This is a genomic window from Pseudomonas sp. XP2 (assembly GCF_053557975.1).
The window spans coordinates 128,118-145,556 of the sequence record NZ_JBNRIK010000003.1 but is presented as its reverse complement, the minus strand read 5'-3'; the positions used below and the strand labels follow the sequence as shown (position 1 = coordinate 145,556).

Here is a 17,439-nt window from a genome sequence, read left to right as displayed (position 1 = left end):
GTTCGTCATAACAGCAATTCACGCTTCTGATCTCTCTAGAAGATCTGCAATGACACTGTTAGCTATATCAGCGTCCTACACCAACAGACCTCACTATTGATTTATATTTTTCACAACTTATTAGATCTTGATCATATACCCTGCAGCCGCCGCCGCCCACTCCACCAACACTAGAGGGGGAGCCTTTGCTCTTCATCTCGTATTCCGGGTTTGGATCTGCGGGATACGATCCATCCCAAAAAGCCCATTGCATATCAACTATACTTGCTGTCTTGCAATTAAAGCTGGCGTTCTTATTGCACTCTTCAAATACTGCGGTTAATGCCCTTTCTGCAGAGATGGCTCCACATACCATAGCATTTGCTTGTCGCTCAGGATTTTGATTGAAGCTGCCAACAGTCGCTGTCCAGCCGACGTTACACTCCTTGATCACATAGCTAAGGGTGACAATAGAGCCATTGGTGCGGGAGAAATAACCCGGTGTAATGATCAGCGGGTCTTGGCCGTTCTCGTAGTGTAGGAATTGCCGCCCGCAAGCCGCGCCTTGATGGCATATATTAACTATTGAGAGGTGTGAGGCAGGTGCTTTGGTGTTTTTTTTGTGAGATACGGCATTGCCTGCTTCAGAAGAGGCTACCGCAGGCATCTCAAGGCTGATGCTCGGATCGCTGGGCTTCAACCCTCCTTCGAGTGCAGCCTGTAGGACGATCCGGCATTTGGGATTGCTTTTACACTCTTCCAAATTAAGAAGTGAGCGAGTTGGCTTGTTAATTGCCGCGCCGATTGCGTTTAGGCTGACCTCAGGAAATGCCCAACGCCCGTCCTTGTATTCGGCCCACTCGTCAGTGTCGTAATCGCTGCTGCCTCTCGACTTCATTTGCAATCTTCCGACGCCATCTATTTTTCCGTTTTTACACTTTCCTGACCAAGAGGCGCCATCGAAGTCCTCACCTTCATTAAGAACGATGGCACAGCCCTCTTTAGTTTTCAGCAGGGTGTCTGCCTGAGCGAACTGCGTAGCGGTCAGAAACAAAAGAACGAGTGCTATTCTCATCTGTGGCTCCTGTTTTAACACATTCAAAGACAATAGGGCGCTCGACTACCTCAGTGTAGTTGACTGCAATGGATAAGAATTTTTAGTTTCACGTGCGGGGATGAGGCTTGAGCTGGAGGGCTCTGAGGCTCAAGTCGCGGCTAGAGAAGATTTGTCCTACTTGTGCCGGTGTTGACCGGCACAAGTGGAGAAAAACCAAGCAAAGCTCCAAAAGGCCATGCAACTGGCGAGACAGATGCGGCGCTAAGAGGTGTTATGCCCGCCGTGTGGCGAGTAGAACAGAGGCAGCGCCCGACAGTAGTACTGCGCAGATGCGGTTGAAGAGATGCTTCCCTTTGGGGTCATTGAACCAGCGTCGCAAGTGCAGTCCGATCAATGCATAGCCTGCAAGTGCGATCACCTCGAGTACCAGGAACAGAGCACCCAGTATCGCGAACTGCGGCGCGACATCGCGCGCTGGGTCTATGAATTGCGGGAGGAATGCTGTGAATATCAATATTGCTTTTGGGTTTCCTGCTGCAATAAGAAATTCTTGCTTCGCTAGACTCGCAACATTCCTTGGCTTTGCACTGTTGAATTCCTGCTTTTGGGTCTTAGCTGTCCAGAGTTTAAATGCCAAGTAGAATAGGTAAGCGGCGCCAAGAATCTTTATTGCCTGAAATACGAGTTCGGACGTTTCAAGTACCGCCGATAATCCCGCTGCCGCGAGCGCTATCATTGCGGCAAAAGCAATGAGCCTTCCGGCACCTGCAAGGCATGAAGTCCAGAAGCCATAATGTGTGGCGTTATTAACTGAAAGCAGGTTGTTTGGGCCGGGAGCCATGTTAAGTGCAAAGCAAGCCGGTATGAAGATGAGTAGTGTAGAGATGTTCATAGATCTGCTTTATTTTTGTGAGGGTGGATGTAGACATCATTGATGATGTCGTTTGTTTTTTCAATCCCCTGGCGGCTGAGCACTGGCTAGCTGCATCATCACGGTATGATCATGTCTTCGTTGGTATCCCCAAGGCCATCCTGATCTTCACCGCCTTCCTGCCGCAATTCGTCTCGGTCGGCAGCACCACGCCGGTAAGCGAGCAGTTCCTGTGCTGGGGCTGTTGTTCCTGCTGCTGGAATGGGCGGCCATTGCCATCTACGCAGGCCTTGGCGCCTACATGCAGCGCTGGTTCAGCCAGCCCGGCCCGCGCCGTTTGTTCAACCGGGTCAGCGCCTCCCTGCTGGGCTGCGCCGGCCTCGGCTTGCTGGCGGCGCGCCGCTGAACAAGAATGAGGACTGGTACTGAGTTAAATTAAAACATCAACCTTGGGTGTACTCAAGAATTTCTAATGGCATTTCGTGTCTCAGTCATGCTGACACCATCAGGGTAAAAAGTGACAGGCTTAAAGTTCTCGTGGGTGAAGACATTGATGAATCCTTCAAATGACTCTTTCGCACTGCGAGGGATTTTTGTCCTTGCCGCTACCACTTCCCCTCTATAGGATATAGCCGGCTGCCCGGTTAGATTGGCCCACTCTTGCGCAGCAGGTATTTTATTCAAAATGGAGGTGTTAGCTCCTCTGCACGATAAAAGGTGAGTGGGGTGAGTGTTGATTGGTACATTGCTGCGTTTCAATTCTCGGTATAATTTTTCAGCGAAATAGTAAGGGCCATATTTTTTGCCCAATTTCCCGGCGCCGTTTCCATGCGCCACAACAGTAATGATAGAGCCGGTTGGGACTTTGTCCGAATCGACCTTGTAAACCCTCAGTCCTTTAATTAATTGTATCCGGCCTTTAAATACAAGCGGAGGGCTAATCGGCACGCCTGAGCCGCGACCTGATGGATCAGTTCTATTCACAGGATCACCGACGGCAAACATGTAGGAGTTTAAACCCCCAATACCAAAAGGACTTTCTACATCGGAACTTTCGAAACGCCCCAGTCGTGGGCTATAGGATCGGTAGCCGTTGCCAAGAAAATAGCGTCCGTCAATATTTTCAGGGTGCTCACCTTTGAATGCAATCATGGAGTGTTGGCTGTCGGTACAGTAGCCATATGCAGAATATGTGGTCTCTATTAGGTCCCTACTTACCGTTCCATGGTGGTCACCTTTCAGTAGCGAAAAAGATCTCAGGGCATTATGTGTTCTAACGATTGCGAGCGGCTGAGATAAATGTCTAATTGCTTTAATGGCTGAAGTCTCGAACAGGATCATGTCAAGTGAATTGCCTTGATAAAACCGTAAGGTGATTTCTTCTGGGCGATCAGGTGGTTTTTTTATGTTTGGCATAATCGTCTGCTTATATAATGTGTTCAGTGCGGGCAGGATTAGTCATCAGTGGATCTCACTAGAAGCAACGCACTTCTAAAATGCACTGCCCATCAGTGTGAAACGTAATTTCAGAACTGCCAGCGCACCCCTAGGTTGACGCCGCTGGCTTCCTGCTGGCGGCTGTCCAGGTTGGCGGTGTACTGCACGCCGCCATGCAGGCTCAGCGCTTCGCTGACCTGCGCCACCACGCCGCTTTCCAGTTGTACCGAGGTGTAGCGGTAGTCGGTCTTGATCTTGTCGACATCATCGAAGGTCAGGGTGTCGCGGCCACCGTCGCCGTGCCACAGGTTGACCTGCGCATAGGGTTGCAACAGGCGCCCGCTGCTCCCCGTGAACGCACCTTCCAGGCGCACACCCAAGCGGCCGGTCAGCTCTACCTGGGCGTCATGGCTGATGCGCGAGACACTATCGCTTGCGCTGTCGAGCGAAACTTTTTGTGCAATCAGCTGGGCTTGTGGCTCCAGCGTCCAGCGTTCGGACAGGGCGATGGGGTAGCCGGATTCGAGCGACGCCGTCCAGGCATGGCCGTCGATGTCCAGCTTGTCGCCGCGCTGCGAGCGGGCCCGCCCATCCAGACGGGTGTACTGCAACACGGCATCCAGGTACGCGCCGTGCGGCCCGACCAACGCCCAGTAAGTGCCAACGCTGTCGCCATCGAGTGTCAGGTCGCCAACGCTGCGGTCTTGCGCGGCCAGGGCGAAACCTTTGACGTCGGCATCCAGGCGACTGTGGCTGACGTAAAAGCCGACATGGTGGCGATAACCGCCATCGCCCGTCTTGGCATACAAGTCCTGGCCCACCTTGAAACCGTACAGGTCGCCCTCCAGGCTCGGGCTGACCGTACCGCTCCATTGCTGGCGAAGCGTGCCGCCGTAGGCCTGTCCCCAACTGGCAGGCAGGGCGCCTTCGCCTTTGAGCAACTGTTGGTCGCCCTGGCGTTGATGGAAGGTGCCCAAGGCCTGGCGCGCGATGATCGCAGCGCCTCTTGGGGCGGCAGCGTAAACCGGGACTTCCGGGCGATACAGCGGCAGGCTTTCGCCTTGCACGGGGGCGGGCAGGTCGACCTGGCCAGGTGCCGGAGCGGCAACAGGTGGTGTCTGGGCCGGTGCTATTACCGGCGGCCTGCCCGGCTGTGACGGTTGTGTGGGTTGTTCGGGCTCAGGTACCGGTGCTGGAGCGGGTGGCGCGACTAGCGTCGAGCGCAGGTACCAGCTGTTTTCGCTGCCAGCGGTTACACCGCCCTTGAACAACCGGTAGTCATAGGCACCTACCGATAGCGTTTGCGTCTGCACGAATGCAGTGGCAGAGCTGGTGGCGCCGTCACGGGCTTCGACGAGCTGGATGCCGTTTTGTGCGGTTGTTGCACCCGCGCCATTGAGGTTGTTGACGAACAATCGCGTAGAGCCGCTGATGGCGCCGCGGCTGACCACCAGGCGGTCGGAGGCAGCGCCATCGCCTGCCAGTACGCTATTCAGGCGCAGTGTGCCGTTGTTACCGGTGTAATCGCCCTGAACAGTCAGGCGGCCCTGAGCGTCGTTGCCACGACTCAGGTCGAGGGTGCCGGCGTTGACTAACGATACCTTGCTGTCACTCTGGATGCTGACGATGCTGCCCTGGCGGCTGATCAGCGAGCTGCTTGCATCGATCAGAAGGGTGCCTGTCCCAGTGGCGGGGATCACGCGTGGCTGATCGCTGCCGAGGTCTCCCAGCGTGAGGGTGTCGTTGAGGGTGAGCTGGCTGCCTTGCTGGAGGTTGATGGACTCCCAGTTGATGTACGACGCCCCTTGGCCGACCTGACTCTGCTCGAACGTCAGTGTGTCCGTGCCGGTACCGCCGTCCAGAATAACGGCAGAGTTACCGAGGTCGAGGTCGAGGGCGCGGACGATGGCGGTGTCATCGTCATTCTCCATAATGACCCGCTTACCGATCTGGCCGCCCGTCCAGGTAAATTCATCCGCGCCGTTGCCAGTGCGTATTTCGCCTTTGAGCGTGCCGCCGCTGATGGTTATCTTGTCAACGCCGCTACTGGTACTGATATCACCGCCGACGGTGCCGCCTGCCATGATGATCGTGTCGTTGCCAAGCCCACTGACAACGTTGCCAACAACAACGGTTTCGACCCCGAGCCCCTGGGAAATTTCGAGGAAGTTGTCAGCGAGCTTGAGATCGATTCGGCCAATGCTGCCGCCTTTGAACCATGCGGTGTCACCGTCTTCAAAAGCGCCCGTGATGATGCCGCCGGTCATGGTGAACGTGTCCATGTCACCGCCCTGGTTCAACGACCCTAGCGTGCCGCCAGACATCGTGAAGGTGTCCTCGCCATTGCCTTGTTGCAATGACTGCACCGTCCCGCCGCTGAGGGTGAACTCATCAGCGGCATCGGTTTGCACGACGGCGCCGAGGTTTCACCGGGTGTAACCGTCAGGGATTGGGAATGAGCCAGCAATGGCAGTGCCAGCAGGGGTAAGGGCAGCAGCAAGCGGGGGCATCGCATAGGCAGGTCTCCGGGTCCATTGAAGGGTCCACTACCTGAAGCGACGCCAACGGGGTGGCTTCGGCCCTGCCGGAGTTGTATGTAATGTTTGGCGAGGGGACAACTGGCAAAAATGTCAGGTGGCCCGCTGCCATCAATCGCGATAGAACGTTTGCACCAGGTGGTAGCCGAACTTGCTCTTGATCGGCCCGTGCACTACACGCAAAGGCTTCTTGAAAATCACCTGGTCGATGGCGCCGACCATCTGGCCCGGGCGGACTTCGCCCAGGTCGCCGCCGCGCTTGCCAGAAGGGCAGACCGAAAACTTTTTGGCCAGCACGTCGAAAGCCTCGCCGTTGGCGATGCGCTGTTTAAGCTTCTCGGCTTCGTCAGCGGTTTTGACCAGGATGTGGCGGGCTTGGGCTTTCATGGGGTACCTGTGCTTCGGGGCGAAAAAAGGGGCGCATTATGCCTGATAGACTCGCCTTGCAGGAGCGGCACAAGGCCGCTCCTGCAGGGGCCGCGGTAGTTATTCGACTTTAGCCTTTTGCGCGTCCTGCGACGCCGACCAGATGCGGTAGCGCACCTCGACATCCTTGGGCACATACACCACCACCGGCAGCTTGCTGTTGTAGCGCAGCAGGAAGCCGTCACCGATCACTGGCACGAAGGCCTCGGTCTTCTTGCCATCCGGGCAGGCCATCAGGGTGCTGGCCGGGCCGCTGACTTTGTCCAGGCGGTAGTAGTTGTAGCCCCAGCCTTCCAGGGTGCGTTCTTCAAGGCTACCCCCCAAGTGCTGGCGATTGCAGTCGACTTGCAACGTTTTGCCGGCGAGGATCTCCAGTTTGTAGGCCGATTCATCGGCCTGTGCCGGCAGGTGGATGACCTGCCGGGTAAAGCCTTTTTCCGCCTCGGGGTAAGGCGCGACGTCCTTCAGGCTGGCCGCCATCGCAGGCGTGGCGGCAGCCAGGGTGAGGGCCAGAATTGCGGTCATCGGGGTAGGGCGCATAGGGCCTCCTTGCAGGTAAACGAATGCGAACCCGCCGCCAGGCCCAGGCCGCCCGTCACTGGGCCAACCAGCCACCGTCGACGTTCCAGGCGGCGCCGCGAACCTGGCTTGCGGCCTCGCTGCACAGGAATAGTACCAGTTCACCCAGGTGCTCGGGGGTGACAAACGCCAGCGACGGTTGCTTTTCGGCCAGCAGATCATGCTGTGCTTGCAGCGGATCGCCACCGTTGGCAGCACGATCGTCGATCTGCTTTTGCACAAGCGGGGTCAGTACCCAGCCTGGGCAGATGGCGTTGCAGGTGACATTGCTGGTGGCGGTTTCCAGGCCCACCACCTTGGTCAAGCCGACCACACCATGCTTGGCTGCCACATAGGCCGCCTTGCCGGTCGAGCCGACCAGGCCATGCACCGAGGCAATGTTGATGATGCGCCCCCAGTTGCGCGTGCGCATGCCCGGCAGGGCCAGGCGCGTGCCATGGAACACAGCTGACAGGTTCAGGGCAATGATCTTGTCCCAGCTTTCCAGCGGAAACTGCTCCACCGGCGCGACATGCTGGATGCCGGCGTTGTTGACCAGGATGTCGACGCCGCTGAATTCGCGCTCGGCCAGGGCGAACAACGCTTCAATCTGGGCCACGTCCGACAGATCGGCCGGATGGTGAACCACCTTCACTCCATGGCGGGCGATTTCGGCTATGGCCGGTGCCGGGTCGCCAAAGCCGTTGAGCACGATATTGGCGCCAGCGCGTGCCAGCACCTGGGCGATACCCAAGCCGATGCCGCTGGTGGAACCGGTAACGAGTGCAGTCTTGCCTGTCAGGGTCATGCAAAGCTCCTTATCAAGTAAAGGCCGGGCGTGAAGACTCATTTTCTGGGGTCGAACGCTTCGCGCAAGGCATCGCCGATAAACACCAGCAACGACAAGATCACCGCCAGCGCAAAAAACGCCGTAAAGCCCAGCCACGGCGCTTCCAGATGTTGCTTGCCCTGGGTCACCAGCTCACCCAGCGAGGCACTCCCGGCCGGCATGCCGAAGCCGAGAAAGTCCAGCGCAGTCAGGGTGGTGATTGCCCCGGTCAGCATGAACGGTACATAGGTCAGCGTGGCGTTCATGGCATTGGGCAAGATATGCCGCAGCATCACCTGGCTGTCCGCCAACCCCAGCGCGCGAGCGGCTTTCACGTACTCCAGGTTGCGCCCACGCAGGAACTCTGCGCGCACCACATCGACCAGGGTCAGCCAGGAAAACAGTGCCATGATCCCCAGCAGCCACCAGAAATCCGGCTCGACAAAGCCGCTGAGGATGATCAGCAGGTAGAGCACAGGCAACCCCGACCACACCTCCAGCAGGCGTTGGCCAATCAGGTCGACCCAACCGCCGTGGTAGCCCTGCACCGCGCCGGCCACTACACCGATGAACACGCTGACAACAGTCAGGGCGAAGGCGAACAGCAGCGATACCCGCGTGCCATACAACACCCGAGCCAGCACGTCGCGGCCCTGGTCGTCGGTGCCTAGCCAGTTGCTCGCGCTGGGCGGGCTGGGGGTGGGTACCAGCAGGTCGTAGTTGGGCGTATCGGCGCTGAACGGGATGGGCGCGAACAGCATCCAGCCGCCCTGGTCTGCGATCAATTGCCGTACATAGGCACTGCGATAGTCGGGCTGGAATGGCAGCTGGCCGCCGAATTCCTGCTCGCTGTAGCGCTTGAGCGCCGGCACATACAGCTCGCCCTTGTAACTTAGAAGCAGCGGCTTGTCGTTGGCCACCAGCTCAGCGCCAAGGCACAGCAGCAGCAGGCCGGCGAACAGCCACAGCGAGACCCAGCCCAGGCGGTTGCGGCGAAAGCGTTGCAGGCGGCGGCGCGAGACGGGGGACAGCATCAGTGCGCCCTCGTGTCGAAGTCGATACGCGGATCGAGCAGGGTGTACGACAGGTCACCGATCAGGCGGATCAACAGGCCTGCCAGGGTGAAGATGAACAGGGTGCCGAACACCACTGGGTAATCTCGCGACACGGCGGCCTCGTAGCTCAGGCGGCCGAGGCCATCGAGGGAGAAGATCACCTCGATCAGCAACGAACCGGCGAAAAACACCGTGATCAGTGCCTGCGGCAACCCGGCCACCACCAGCAGCATGGCATTGCGCAGCACATGGCCGTACAGCACCCGGCGCTCACTCAGGCCCTTGGCCCGGGCGGTGACCACGTACTGGCGGGAAATCTCGTCGAGGAAGGCGTTCTTGGTCAGCAACGTAAGGGTTGCGAAACCGCCGATCACCAAGGCCCCGACCGGCAGCACCAGGTGCCAGAAGTAGTCGGCGACCTTGCCCAGCAGGCTGAGCTCGGCGAAGTTTTCCGAGACCAGCCCGCGTACCGGGAACCAGTTGAGCGAGGTGCCACCGGCGAACAGCACGATCAGCAGCAGCGCGAACAGGAACGAGGGCAGTGCGTAGCCGACCACAATCAGCGCGCTGCTCCAGGCATCGAAGCGGCTGCCGTGGCGTACCGCCTTGCGGATGCCCAGCGGGATCGACACCAGGTAGGTGATCAGCGTGGCCCACAAGCCCAGCGACAGGGTCACCGGTAACTTGTCCAGGATCAGGTCAGTGACTTTGGCCCCGCGGAAGAAGCTGCTGCCAAAGTCCAGCCGGGCATACTGGCCGAGCATCAACCACAGCCGTTCGGGCGCCGACTTGTCAAAGCCGTACTGGCGCTTGATTTCTTCGATCAGTTTCGGGTCCAGGCCGCGGGTGGCACGCGACTCGCCATGTACCACCTCGGCGCGTGCGCCGGGTGCACCGCCGCCCAGGCCTTGCAGACGCGCCACGGCCTGCTCCACCGGGCCACCCGGCGCGGCCTGGACGATGGCGAAGTTGACCAGCAGGATTGCCAGTAGCGTCGGGAAGATCAGCAGCAGACGGCGCAGAATGTAGGCGGTCATGGTGATAGCTTCCGGCGTTCGGCCATTTGCGCGTTGGTCAACGGGGTGGGGCTTACCTCCCACCAGGTGTCCAGGCCTTCGTCATAGGTGGCCTGAACCTTGGGCAGGCCAAAGCGGTTCCACCAGGCGGTGGAGCTGCCCGGCGGGTAGTAGTTGGGGATCCAGTAGTAGTTCCATTGCAGCACACGGTCCAGGGCATGGGCGTGGTGCAGCATGTCGGCCTGTGTGCCGGCGCGCACCAGACCGTCGATCAGGTGGTCCACGGCCGGGTCCTGCAGCACCATCAGGTTGTTCGAGCCGGGGTCGTGCGCGGCTGCCGAGCCAAAGTAGTTGTACAGCTCGGCACCGGGCGACAGGCTGACCGGGTAGCCGGTGACGATCATGTCGTAGTCCCGTGCCATCAGGCGGTTGACGTACTGGGCCGAATCGACATTGCGGATGTTCAGGGTGACGCCGATCTGTGCCAGGTTACGCTTCCATGGCAGCAGCAGGCGCTCCATGCCTGACTGGCCGTTGAGGAAGGTGAATGCCAGCGGTGTGCCCTGGCTGTTCACCAGGCGGTCACCTTCGGGGTGCCAGCCGGCTTGTTCAAGCAGGTCCAGGGCCTGCAACTGCTGCTTGCGGACAATCCCCGAACCATCGGTTACCGGAGCGGTGAACACAGTGGTGAAGACTTCGTCCGGTATTTTGCCGCGCAACGGATCGAGCAGCTTCAGTTCGTCGGCATCCGGTAGCTTGCGAGCCGCCAGCGGTGTGTTGGAGAACACGCTTTGCTGGCGGATGTACAGGTTGCGCATCATCTGCCGGTTGCTCCACTCGTAGTCCCACAGCATGCCCAGCGCCTGGCGCACGCGGCGGTCCTTGAACTGCGGCTGGTCGAGGTTGAATACGAAACCCTGGGCAACCTGCGGTTTGGCCGGGCCCAGGTGCGCGCGTTGCAAGCGGCCATCGTCCAGTTGTGCGCCGTTGTAGCCCAGGGTGTAGGCGGTGGCGGAAAACTCGCGGTTATAGTCGTAGCCACCGCCTTTGAGCACCTGCCGCGCCACCTCGGTGTCACCGAAGTACTCGATGCGCAGCTGGTTAAAATTGTAGCGGCCCCGGCTGGCCGGCCGGTTGCGTGCCCACCAGGTCGGGTCTCGTTCGAAGGTGATGCTGCGGCCGTTGTCGATGCGCCCGATGCGGTATGGCCCGCTGCCAATTGGCTTGTCGAAACCCGCACCATTGGCGAAATCGCGCTGCTGCCAGTCATGTTCGGGTAGCACTGGCAAGCTGGCGAGGTCCAGCGCCAGGGTCCGGCCGTGGTCGGGCTTGAAGTCGAAGCGCACGTGCTGCGGGCCTTCCACGGTTACGCCGGTGACATCGGCGAACTGCGTGCGGTACTTGAGGCTGCCCTTGCTCATCAACAGCTCGAAGGTGAAACGTACGTCCTCGGCGCGCACCGGCTTGCCATCGGCGAAGGTGGCAAGCGGGTCTATCTCGAAACGCAGCCAGGCATCCGCCGGGCCACGCTCCATGCTGCGGGCAATCAGGCCATAGACGGTATAGGGTTCATCGAACGAGCGTACGGCCAGTGGCGCGTACAGCAGGCCGTCGACCTCGCTGACGCCGATGCCTTTGTCGATGTACGGCAAAATATGGTCGAACTGGCCGATCTCGATGGCCGAGCGGCGCAGGATGCCGCCCTTGGGGGCGTCGGGGTTTACGTAGTCGAAATGCTGGAAGTTGGGGGCGTAGCGGGGGGCTTCGTCGTAGACGGTGAGGGCGTGGCTGGGAGCGGCATGGACGGTAAAGCCCATGCACGAAAACACAAGCCCCCACAATACTTGTGGGAGCGGGTTTACCCGCGAATGCGTCGGAGCAGGCAACGAGGTTGTCTGGTCTGGCCTCTTCGCGGGTAAACCCGCTCCCACAGGGGGTCTGATCACCGGGAGGGAGAATCAGTCCTGGCGGCTGGTCACTTCCAGCAGGTGGTAGCCGAACTGGGTCTTCACCGGGCCTTGCACGGTGTTGACCGGGGCGCTGAACACCACGGTGTCGAACTCCTTGACCATCTGGCCTGGGCCGAACGAGCCCAGGTCACCGCCCTGACGGCTGGACGGGCAGGTCGAGTTGGCTTTGGCGATTTCAGCGAAGTCGGCGCCTGCTTCGATCTGGGTTTTCAGTTCGTTGCATTTCTCTTCGCTGCTGACCAGGATGTGGCGGGCGGTTGCACGGGCCATGGGTACTGCTCCTTGGGGTAAAAACGCAAGCCTAGCGCACTTGCTTGGGGTATGTCTCGCCAGGCTCGCAACCTTCGGCTCACAGTTTTAGTGCCGCCTCACGCAACAAGGTTTCGGTCGAGGCCCAGCCCAGGCAGCCGTCGGTGATCGAAACGCCGTACTTCAGTGCACCCTTGCCCAGCGCCTGGCAGCCGTCGAACAGGTGCCCCTCGATCATCACGCCAACGATCGAGCGATCGCCTGCCAGGCGTTGCTCCAGCACATCGTTGAACACCGCCGGCTGACGAGCCGGGTCCTTGCCGCTGTTGGCGTGGCTGCAATCGACCATGATGCGCGCCTGAACGCCAACCTTGGCCAATGCCTGACGGGCCATGGCGATGCTGTTGGCATCGTAGTTGGGGCCTTTGTGACCACCGCGCAGTACCAAGTGCGTGTCCGGGTTGCCCAGGGTTTCGATGATTGCCGGGTGGCCCTGCGCATCCATGCCGAAGTGGCGGTGCGGGTGGGCTGCGCTGCGCATGGCGTCGGTGGCGATGGAAATGCCGCCGTCGGTGCCGTTCTTGAACCCGACCGGCAGTTCCAGGCCACTGACCATTTCGCGGTGAATTTGCGATTCGGTAGTGCGTGCGCCAATTGCGGCCCAGGCCAGCAGGTCGTCGAAGTAGCCGGCGGCCATCGGTTGCAGCAGCTCGGTGGCCACCGGCAGGCCACGTTCGATCATGCTCAGCATCAGCCCGCGGGACAAGGCAATACCCGAGTGCATGTCGTCGCTGCCATCCAGGTGCGGGTCGTAGGCCAGGCCTTTCCAGCCGACGGTAGTACGCGGTTTTTCGATGTAGGCGCGCATCACCAGCAGCAGCTTGTCACCGACTTCGCGGCTGAGGGCGGCCAGGCGGTCGGCGTACTCCAGCGCCGAGCGTGGGTCGTGGATCGAGCACGGGCCGACGATTACCAGCAGGCGCTCGTCGCGGCCTTCGAGGATGTTGCGGATGGCCTGGCGGTGGGCCTGGACTTGCTGGGCCAGTTCACTGGACAGCGGCATCTGTTGCTTGAGCAGGTGCGGGCTGGGCAGGCGCTTGCTGACCGTGGTGTTGGCTGCTTGCGGCTGAGTCAGGGGCAGGGCGAGGTTGGAAGCTTGCATGGCGTTTTTCCCTGGGCGAACGGCGGGTTCAGGCCCGCGCTGTCGGCCCTATCGAGGTGTTCGACAGATCGTTGAATTCGTATTGGCTGCTGCATTGCCACCTGTTGAGGACCGATCGGAGGCGGCAGGCTGGCCCGAACGGGATTGGCTAAATCGCCAGGCATAGGTGTTTGCGTCGTAATAAGTGGCGTAGTTCATGAATCTGTCCTCAATGTGAATCGGTGTTGTTCAAAGGCCTGAAAAGCAAAACCCCCGGTCGGGGAGCCGACCGGGGGTTTGAGTATTCTCATGTTCGGCGGCCCCTCGAAGGTGGGCGCCGTGTGGGTATCGGCGCCTAGTGGCTAAACCAATACCCGAAGTAATAGCTGGCAGGTGCCACGCAGCCGGCAACGGCCAGCACAGGGCGCAGTTTGCGACCGGTGTGGTTGGCGTGGTTGCGGGTGTGTGTTGGCATGTTGCTCTCCAGTGAATGAGCCCGAGCTTACTTCAGTTGCACCGGGCCATTCAATGGATAAATGCGATGAGCTCGATCATTTGTTTTTGTACTGGATGGTTCAATGGCCGTAGCGCCCGATCAGGCTCTGCGCCCCTAATGCGTGGCCTTGCAGCAACTGCAACAGACCGCTGCGGTCCAGTCCCTCGGGAAGCGTGCCCAAGGGCAGGTCTGTGGCAATGAGCGTCAGTGCGTAATGGTGCGGGTTGTCGCCAGCGGGTGGGCAGGGGCCTCGGTAGCTGAGGGTGCCCCGCGAGTTGCGCCCCACAGTCACGTATTGCCCACTGAGCCCGGCCATGCCTTCCTTGAGCCCATCGTGCTCCGGGTCAATGTTGTACGCGACCCAATGCACCACGCCGATACCCTTGCCGCCGTCCGGGTCGAACATGATCAGCGCGAGCGACTGGGTACCTGCGGGCAGGTTGTTCCAACTCAGTTGCGGGGTGCGCTCCTCGCCTGCGCCGCAGGCCGGGTCCTGCCCGACCTGCTGCAGGGCGATCACGCCACCATCAGTGAATGACGAGGAACTGATCGACAGCGCCCCTTGGTTGCTACTGCTTGCCAAGGCTGTGCAGGGCAGCAGTGCGGCGAGCAGCCAGGGTTTGACGTTCATGGCGAATCCTTGGCAGGGCTTTGGGCGCAGTGTAGCCGAGGCGTACCTCAGTGGCTGTCCTGGTCCTCGGCGGTGCCGCCGGTGTGCCCGGCGCCAGAGCCTGTCGCCTCGCCCGTGCTGTTCGAACCGCCGCTGGCCCCGTCGGCGGCATCGCTGTTGCTGCCGGTGTCGCTGCTGTCGTTGTCCTGGCCACTGCCGGGGCTGTTGACGCTGCTGTCGTCACCGGCGGTCTTGCCGCCAGACTGGTCGGTTTGCGGACGGCTATCGGTGTTGGTGTCGGTGGCAGCAAAGGTGGTACCGGTGAGGCTGGCCAGCGCGAGCGCCAGGCACAGGGAGAGAGAGCGAATGCGGATCATGGAGGGTCTCCTTGGCGGATGATCTGTCATTCGTTTGGCTGCGCGTCAGGGCAGGTGTGCCTTTCGGGCGACGAGTGGTCACTCTGTGGGAGCGGGCTTGCCCCGCGAACACCGGCAAAGCCGGTGCCATACACAGCGTTGCCTGCTTCGCGGGACAAGCCCGCCCCCACACCAGCCACTGTTCTCTGCGTGACAGCACAACCTATAAGGGATGAGTGGCCTCCCACAAGGAGTCGGCAACGGATTCAGACAGGCTCTGAGCGTTGCGCCGGGCTTTCCACGGGATCCAGCGGCGGATGCTCCTGCGCCGCATGCATCAGGTCTTCGGTTACCCGCAGCTCGGCGCCGGTTGGCGAGAAGGTGGTCGAAGCGGTGAACGGTGCCGGGTGCTCTGCGGCCGGGCGCTTGCCGCGTCGCCACATGAAAAAGCACACCATGGCCAGGTTGACCACGGCAAAGGCCCAGAACAACCCGGCCTCGCCAAACTCGGTCATCATGGGCGAAATGGCCACCGGCGCCATGGCCGAACCCAGTGAGTTGATCAACAACAAGCCTTGAATCATCGGTACCAGGGCGTCGGAAGGCGCGCGGTCGGCCGCATGGCTGACCGCCACCGGGTACAGCGTGAACACGCCACCACCCAGCAGGAACAGCATGGCCGGCAGCAGGAACGAGTCCGACGGCAGGAATACTGTGACCAGCGACAACACCACGCACAGTGCAGCCAGGGCAATCAGCACATCCTGGCGATCCTTGCGGTCGGACCAGCGGCCCACCGGGTATTGCAGCAGCATGGCGCCGAGGATCACCCAGGCCATCATGTTGCCGACCTCGCCCACGGCCAGGCCGATGCGCTGCAGGTACAGCGGCAGCAGGGCATAAATGCCGGCAATCGCCACCCCCGAACCAAAGCAGCCAACCAGGCCAGACGGTGCCACACCCAACAATTGGCGGGGTTTGAGGGGTTCGACCTGGTCCAGCAGTGGCGATACCCGCGGGAGGATCACGATGGGCAGTACCGACAGGGCAGCCAGTACCCCAGCCAGCATGAAGGGTGCGGTGTCGCCAAGCTGGGTGATTTCGCCAAGGCCTGCCTGGGCAATCACCCCGGCGCCGTAGAAGGCGATCATGTACAGCGCCAGCAGGCGGCCGCGGATTTTTGCATCGCCGGCCAGCAGCAGCCAGCTTTCGATCACCAGGAACACGCCGACTGCCGCCCACCCGTTGATCAGGCGCAGCACCGACCACCAGGTGACGTCGTAGAACAGCCCCTGCAGCAGGATGGTCGCGCCGATCAGGGAAGCGAAGCTTGTGTAGGCGCGGATATGGCCGATGCGCAAGATCAGCCGGTCGTTGAAGATGGCGCCCAGGGTCAGGCCGAGGAAGTAGGTGGACGAGACGACGCCGATGGTGGTCGCCGACTCACCGGCAGCGCCCAGGCGCAGGGTAGTCAGGGAAGACATGAAGCCGTTGCCCAAGGCAATGATGAACAGCCCGAGCAGGGGCGCCAGCGCCATGGCCAGCAAACGCGGAGACATACAAACCTCTAGTTGGATGAGCGGAATGAGCGCCTTCTCGGACGCGCACACCGGCTCGACCCGAAAAGGGGCGAGTGGCGACACGGATGCGACCTGGGCAAGACTCAACCGCTGGACCCTTTGGGAATGGGCCGGGCGGGGAGGGTTGAGCCTATTTCACATGTGCGTTCATGTGTTCAGGCACGGACTCTGTCATTGCTGCGGGTTGCCACCGTTCAAGGCGACGGGCGAAAAGGAAGCGGGATTCTACGGGCTTGGAAGCTTTTGCCCAAGGGGCACGGGTATGCGACGAGACGCCGCAGTCCAAGGGCGACATGAACGTGTCTTGGGCAGACATCTTGGCGCCGCTGTGCAGCCCCGGCCATCTCACGGACTGCTGCATAATGCTGAACCCACCCCAAGGAAGGCCCATCATGTTCGCGTCGCTGTTCGCAGTCCTGGCCCCGGTCTTCATCGTCGCCGGCATCGGCTTTGCCTGGGCCCGCAAGGGCCTGGACTACCCCACCGATTTCATCGCCCGGGTTGTGATGACTGTCGGTACCCCGTCGCTGGTGCTGTCCACCCTCAGTCGCACCGAGCTTAACCCTGACGCCTTCACCAGCATGGCCTTGGCTTGCCTGCTGTGCACCCTGGGCATGGCCTTGGTCGCCTTGCTGGTGTGTCGTGCTTCGGGCATGCATTGGCGGGTACTGCTGCCGGCGTTCATGTTTCCTAATACGGGCAATATGGGCCTGCCGATCAGCTTGTATGCCTTCGGTGAGCACGGCCTGGCACTGGCCGTGGCGTTTTTCCTGACCTTGTCGATCGTGCAGTTCACCATCGGCATGGCCATCTCTGGCACAGCGGCTTCGCTCAAGGCGCTGCTGCGCAACCCTATTGTCATCAGCCTGGCCGGCGCCATGCCCATCATCTTTCTCGATTTCGAGCTACCGCGCTGGCTGGCAAACACTGCAGATTTGCTCGGCGGCATGACCATTCCGCTGATGTTGCTGACCCTGGGGGTGTCGCTGGCCAGCATTCGCCTGCGTCACGTGGGCAGCGGCCTGTTGCTGGGCGGCTTGCGCATTGGCCTGGGGGCTGCGATGGGCTGGGCAGTGGGGGCGGCGCTAGGCATGGACAACCTTGAGCGCGCGGTACTGGTGGTACAGTCGGCGATGCCGGTTGCTGTGTTCAACTACCTGATGGCGGTGCGGGCCAATCGTGAGCCGGAGCAGGTGGCGAACCTGGTGATGTGTTCGACGGTGCTTTCGTTTGTCTGGTTGCCGGTGGTGCTGGCCTGGTGGATGTAAGCCT

16 protein-coding genes and 1 pseudogene are annotated in these 17,439 nt (G+C 60.7%); 2 read left to right on the top strand and 15 right to left on the bottom strand.

All coding sequences use genetic code 11. The features are described 5' to 3' along the window. Positions 1-67 precede the first annotated feature (67 nt). Both ACK1VC_RS05295 and ACK1VC_RS05290 read right to left on the bottom strand, forming a co-directional pair. Positions 68-1,054, bottom strand: a complete 987-nt coding sequence (locus ACK1VC_RS05295; RefSeq protein WP_191086634.1) for a hypothetical protein — start codon at positions 1,052-1,054, stop codon at positions 68-70. A 253-nt stretch (positions 1,055-1,307) separates the two neighbouring features. Beyond that, entirely contained in the window at positions 1,308-1,928 is a 621-nt protein-coding gene (locus ACK1VC_RS05290) for a LysE family translocator (protein WP_102688819.1), read from the bottom strand. A gap of 122 nt (positions 1,929-2,050) precedes the next feature. Between ACK1VC_RS05290 and ACK1VC_RS05285 the strand changes: the two are divergent. Then, positions 2,051-2,313, top strand: a pseudogene (locus ACK1VC_RS05285) (LysE family translocator); the annotation flags it as partial. Positions 2,314-2,366: 53 nt separating this feature from the next. On the opposite strand, the gene ACK1VC_RS05280 reads toward ACK1VC_RS05285, so the two are convergent. The 13 genes from ACK1VC_RS05280 to ACK1VC_RS05220 all read right to left on the bottom strand — a co-directional run bounded on the left by ACK1VC_RS05280 (position 2,367) and on the right by ACK1VC_RS05220 (position 16,146). After that, on the bottom strand, positions 2,367-3,323 hold the full coding sequence (locus ACK1VC_RS05280; RefSeq protein ID WP_191086633.1) for an RHS repeat-associated core domain-containing protein: 957 nt from the start codon (positions 3,321-3,323) through the stop codon (positions 2,367-2,369). A gap of 110 nt (positions 3,324-3,433) precedes the next feature. Continuing rightward, positions 3,434-5,755, bottom strand: a complete 2,322-nt coding sequence (locus ACK1VC_RS05275; RefSeq protein WP_449117870.1) for an autotransporter family protein — start codon at positions 5,753-5,755, stop codon at positions 3,434-3,436. Between the two features lie 237 nt (positions 5,756-5,992). Continuing rightward, positions 5,993-6,268, bottom strand: coding sequence for a peptidylprolyl isomerase (locus ACK1VC_RS05270; RefSeq protein WP_016487304.1), 276 nt, complete (start codon positions 6,266-6,268; stop codon positions 5,993-5,995). Positions 6,269-6,367: 99 nt separating this feature from the next. Further along, complete coding sequence (gene eco, locus ACK1VC_RS05265) at positions 6,368-6,847, bottom strand: serine protease inhibitor ecotin (RefSeq protein WP_449117869.1); 480 nt, start codon at positions 6,845-6,847, stop codon at positions 6,368-6,370. A gap of 55 nt (positions 6,848-6,902) precedes the next feature. Continuing rightward, entirely contained in the window at positions 6,903-7,673 is a 771-nt protein-coding gene (hbdH, locus tag ACK1VC_RS05260) for a 3-hydroxybutyrate dehydrogenase (protein WP_023049332.1), read from the bottom strand. Between the two features lie 38 nt (positions 7,674-7,711). Further along, a complete protein-coding gene (locus ACK1VC_RS05255) occupies positions 7,712-8,728 on the bottom strand; it encodes an ABC transporter permease (RefSeq protein ID WP_145914131.1) in 1,017 nt (338 codons plus the stop codon). Further along, complete coding sequence (locus tag ACK1VC_RS05250) at positions 8,728-9,786, bottom strand: microcin C ABC transporter permease YejB (protein WP_191086631.1); 1,059 nt, start codon at positions 9,784-9,786, stop codon at positions 8,728-8,730. Before ACK1VC_RS05250 ends, ACK1VC_RS05255 begins: the two co-directional genes overlap by 1 nt. Further along, the gene (locus tag ACK1VC_RS05245) at positions 9,783-11,582 is read right to left on the bottom strand and encodes an extracellular solute-binding protein (RefSeq protein ID WP_224372329.1); all 1,800 of its coding nucleotides are present in this window, start codon (positions 11,580-11,582) and stop codon (positions 9,783-9,785) included. The genes ACK1VC_RS05250 and ACK1VC_RS05245 overlap by 4 nt, the downstream gene beginning before the upstream one ends. Positions 11,583-11,723: 141 nt before the next feature. After that, positions 11,724-12,005: a peptidylprolyl isomerase gene (locus tag ACK1VC_RS05240; RefSeq protein WP_023048866.1), complete on the bottom strand. Its 282-nt coding sequence runs from the start codon at positions 12,003-12,005 to the stop codon at positions 11,724-11,726. Positions 12,006-12,084: 79 nt separating this feature from the next. Further along, a complete protein-coding gene (locus ACK1VC_RS05235) occupies positions 12,085-13,146 on the bottom strand; it encodes a 3-deoxy-7-phosphoheptulonate synthase (protein WP_191086629.1) in 1,062 nt (353 codons plus the stop codon). Between the two features lie 554 nt (positions 13,147-13,700). Then, a complete protein-coding gene (locus ACK1VC_RS05230; RefSeq protein ID WP_023048864.1) occupies positions 13,701-14,252 on the bottom strand; it encodes a YbhB/YbcL family Raf kinase inhibitor-like protein in 552 nt (183 codons plus the stop codon). 47 nt (positions 14,253-14,299) lie between these two features. After that, complete coding sequence (locus tag ACK1VC_RS05225; protein ID WP_016487294.1) at positions 14,300-14,608, bottom strand: hypothetical protein; 309 nt, start codon at positions 14,606-14,608, stop codon at positions 14,300-14,302. Positions 14,609-14,853: 245 nt separating this feature from the next. Then, a complete protein-coding gene (locus tag ACK1VC_RS05220; RefSeq protein ID WP_016487293.1) occupies positions 14,854-16,146 on the bottom strand; it encodes an MFS transporter in 1,293 nt (430 codons plus the stop codon). Positions 16,147-16,559: 413 nt separating this feature from the next. Here ACK1VC_RS05220 and ACK1VC_RS05215 point away from each other — a divergent pair, with 413 nt between their 5' ends. After that, positions 16,560-17,435, top strand: coding sequence for an AEC family transporter (locus ACK1VC_RS05215; protein WP_016487291.1), 876 nt, complete (start codon positions 16,560-16,562; stop codon positions 17,433-17,435). Positions 17,436-17,439: the final 4 nt, after the last annotated feature.

Coding starts and splice junctions, on each gene's coding strand:
- ACK1VC_RS05295 (WP_191086634.1), bottom strand. CDS start 1,054: ATGAGAATAGCACTCGTTCTTTTGTTTCTGACCGCTACGCAGTTCGCT.
- ACK1VC_RS05290 (WP_102688819.1), bottom strand. CDS start 1,928: ATGAACATCTCTACACTACTCATCTTCATACCGGCTTGCTTTGCACTT.
- ACK1VC_RS05280 (WP_191086633.1), bottom strand. CDS start 3,323: ATGCCAAACATAAAAAAACCACCTGATCGCCCAGAAGAAATCACCTTA.
- ACK1VC_RS05270 (WP_016487304.1), bottom strand. CDS start 6,268: ATGAAAGCCCAAGCCCGCCACATCCTGGTCAAAACCGCTGACGAAGCC.
- eco (WP_449117869.1), bottom strand. CDS start 6,847: ATGCGCCCTACCCCGATGACCGCAATTCTGGCCCTCACCCTGGCTGCC.
- hbdH (WP_023049332.1), bottom strand. CDS start 7,673: ATGACCCTGACAGGCAAGACTGCACTCGTTACCGGTTCCACCAGCGGC.
- ACK1VC_RS05255 (WP_145914131.1), bottom strand. CDS start 8,728: ATGCTGTCCCCCGTCTCGCGCCGCCGCCTGCAACGCTTTCGCCGCAAC.
- ACK1VC_RS05250 (WP_191086631.1), bottom strand. CDS start 9,786: ATGACCGCCTACATTCTGCGCCGTCTGCTGCTGATCTTCCCGACGCTA.
- ACK1VC_RS05245 (WP_224372329.1), bottom strand. CDS start 11,582: ATGGGCTTTACCGTCCATGCCGCTCCCAGCCACGCCCTCACCGTCTAC.
- ACK1VC_RS05240 (WP_023048866.1), bottom strand. CDS start 12,005: ATGGCCCGTGCAACCGCCCGCCACATCCTGGTCAGCAGCGAAGAGAAA.
- ACK1VC_RS05235 (WP_191086629.1), bottom strand. CDS start 13,146: ATGCAAGCTTCCAACCTCGCCCTGCCCCTGACTCAGCCGCAAGCAGCC.
- ACK1VC_RS05230 (WP_023048864.1), bottom strand. CDS start 14,252: ATGAACGTCAAACCCTGGCTGCTCGCCGCACTGCTGCCCTGCACAGCC.
- ACK1VC_RS05225 (WP_016487294.1), bottom strand. CDS start 14,608: ATGATCCGCATTCGCTCTCTCTCCCTGTGCCTGGCGCTCGCGCTGGCC.
- ACK1VC_RS05220 (WP_016487293.1), bottom strand. CDS start 16,146: ATGTCTCCGCGTTTGCTGGCCATGGCGCTGGCGCCCCTGCTCGGGCTG.
- ACK1VC_RS05215 (WP_016487291.1), top strand. CDS start 16,560: ATGTTCGCGTCGCTGTTCGCAGTCCTGGCCCCGGTCTTCATCGTCGCC.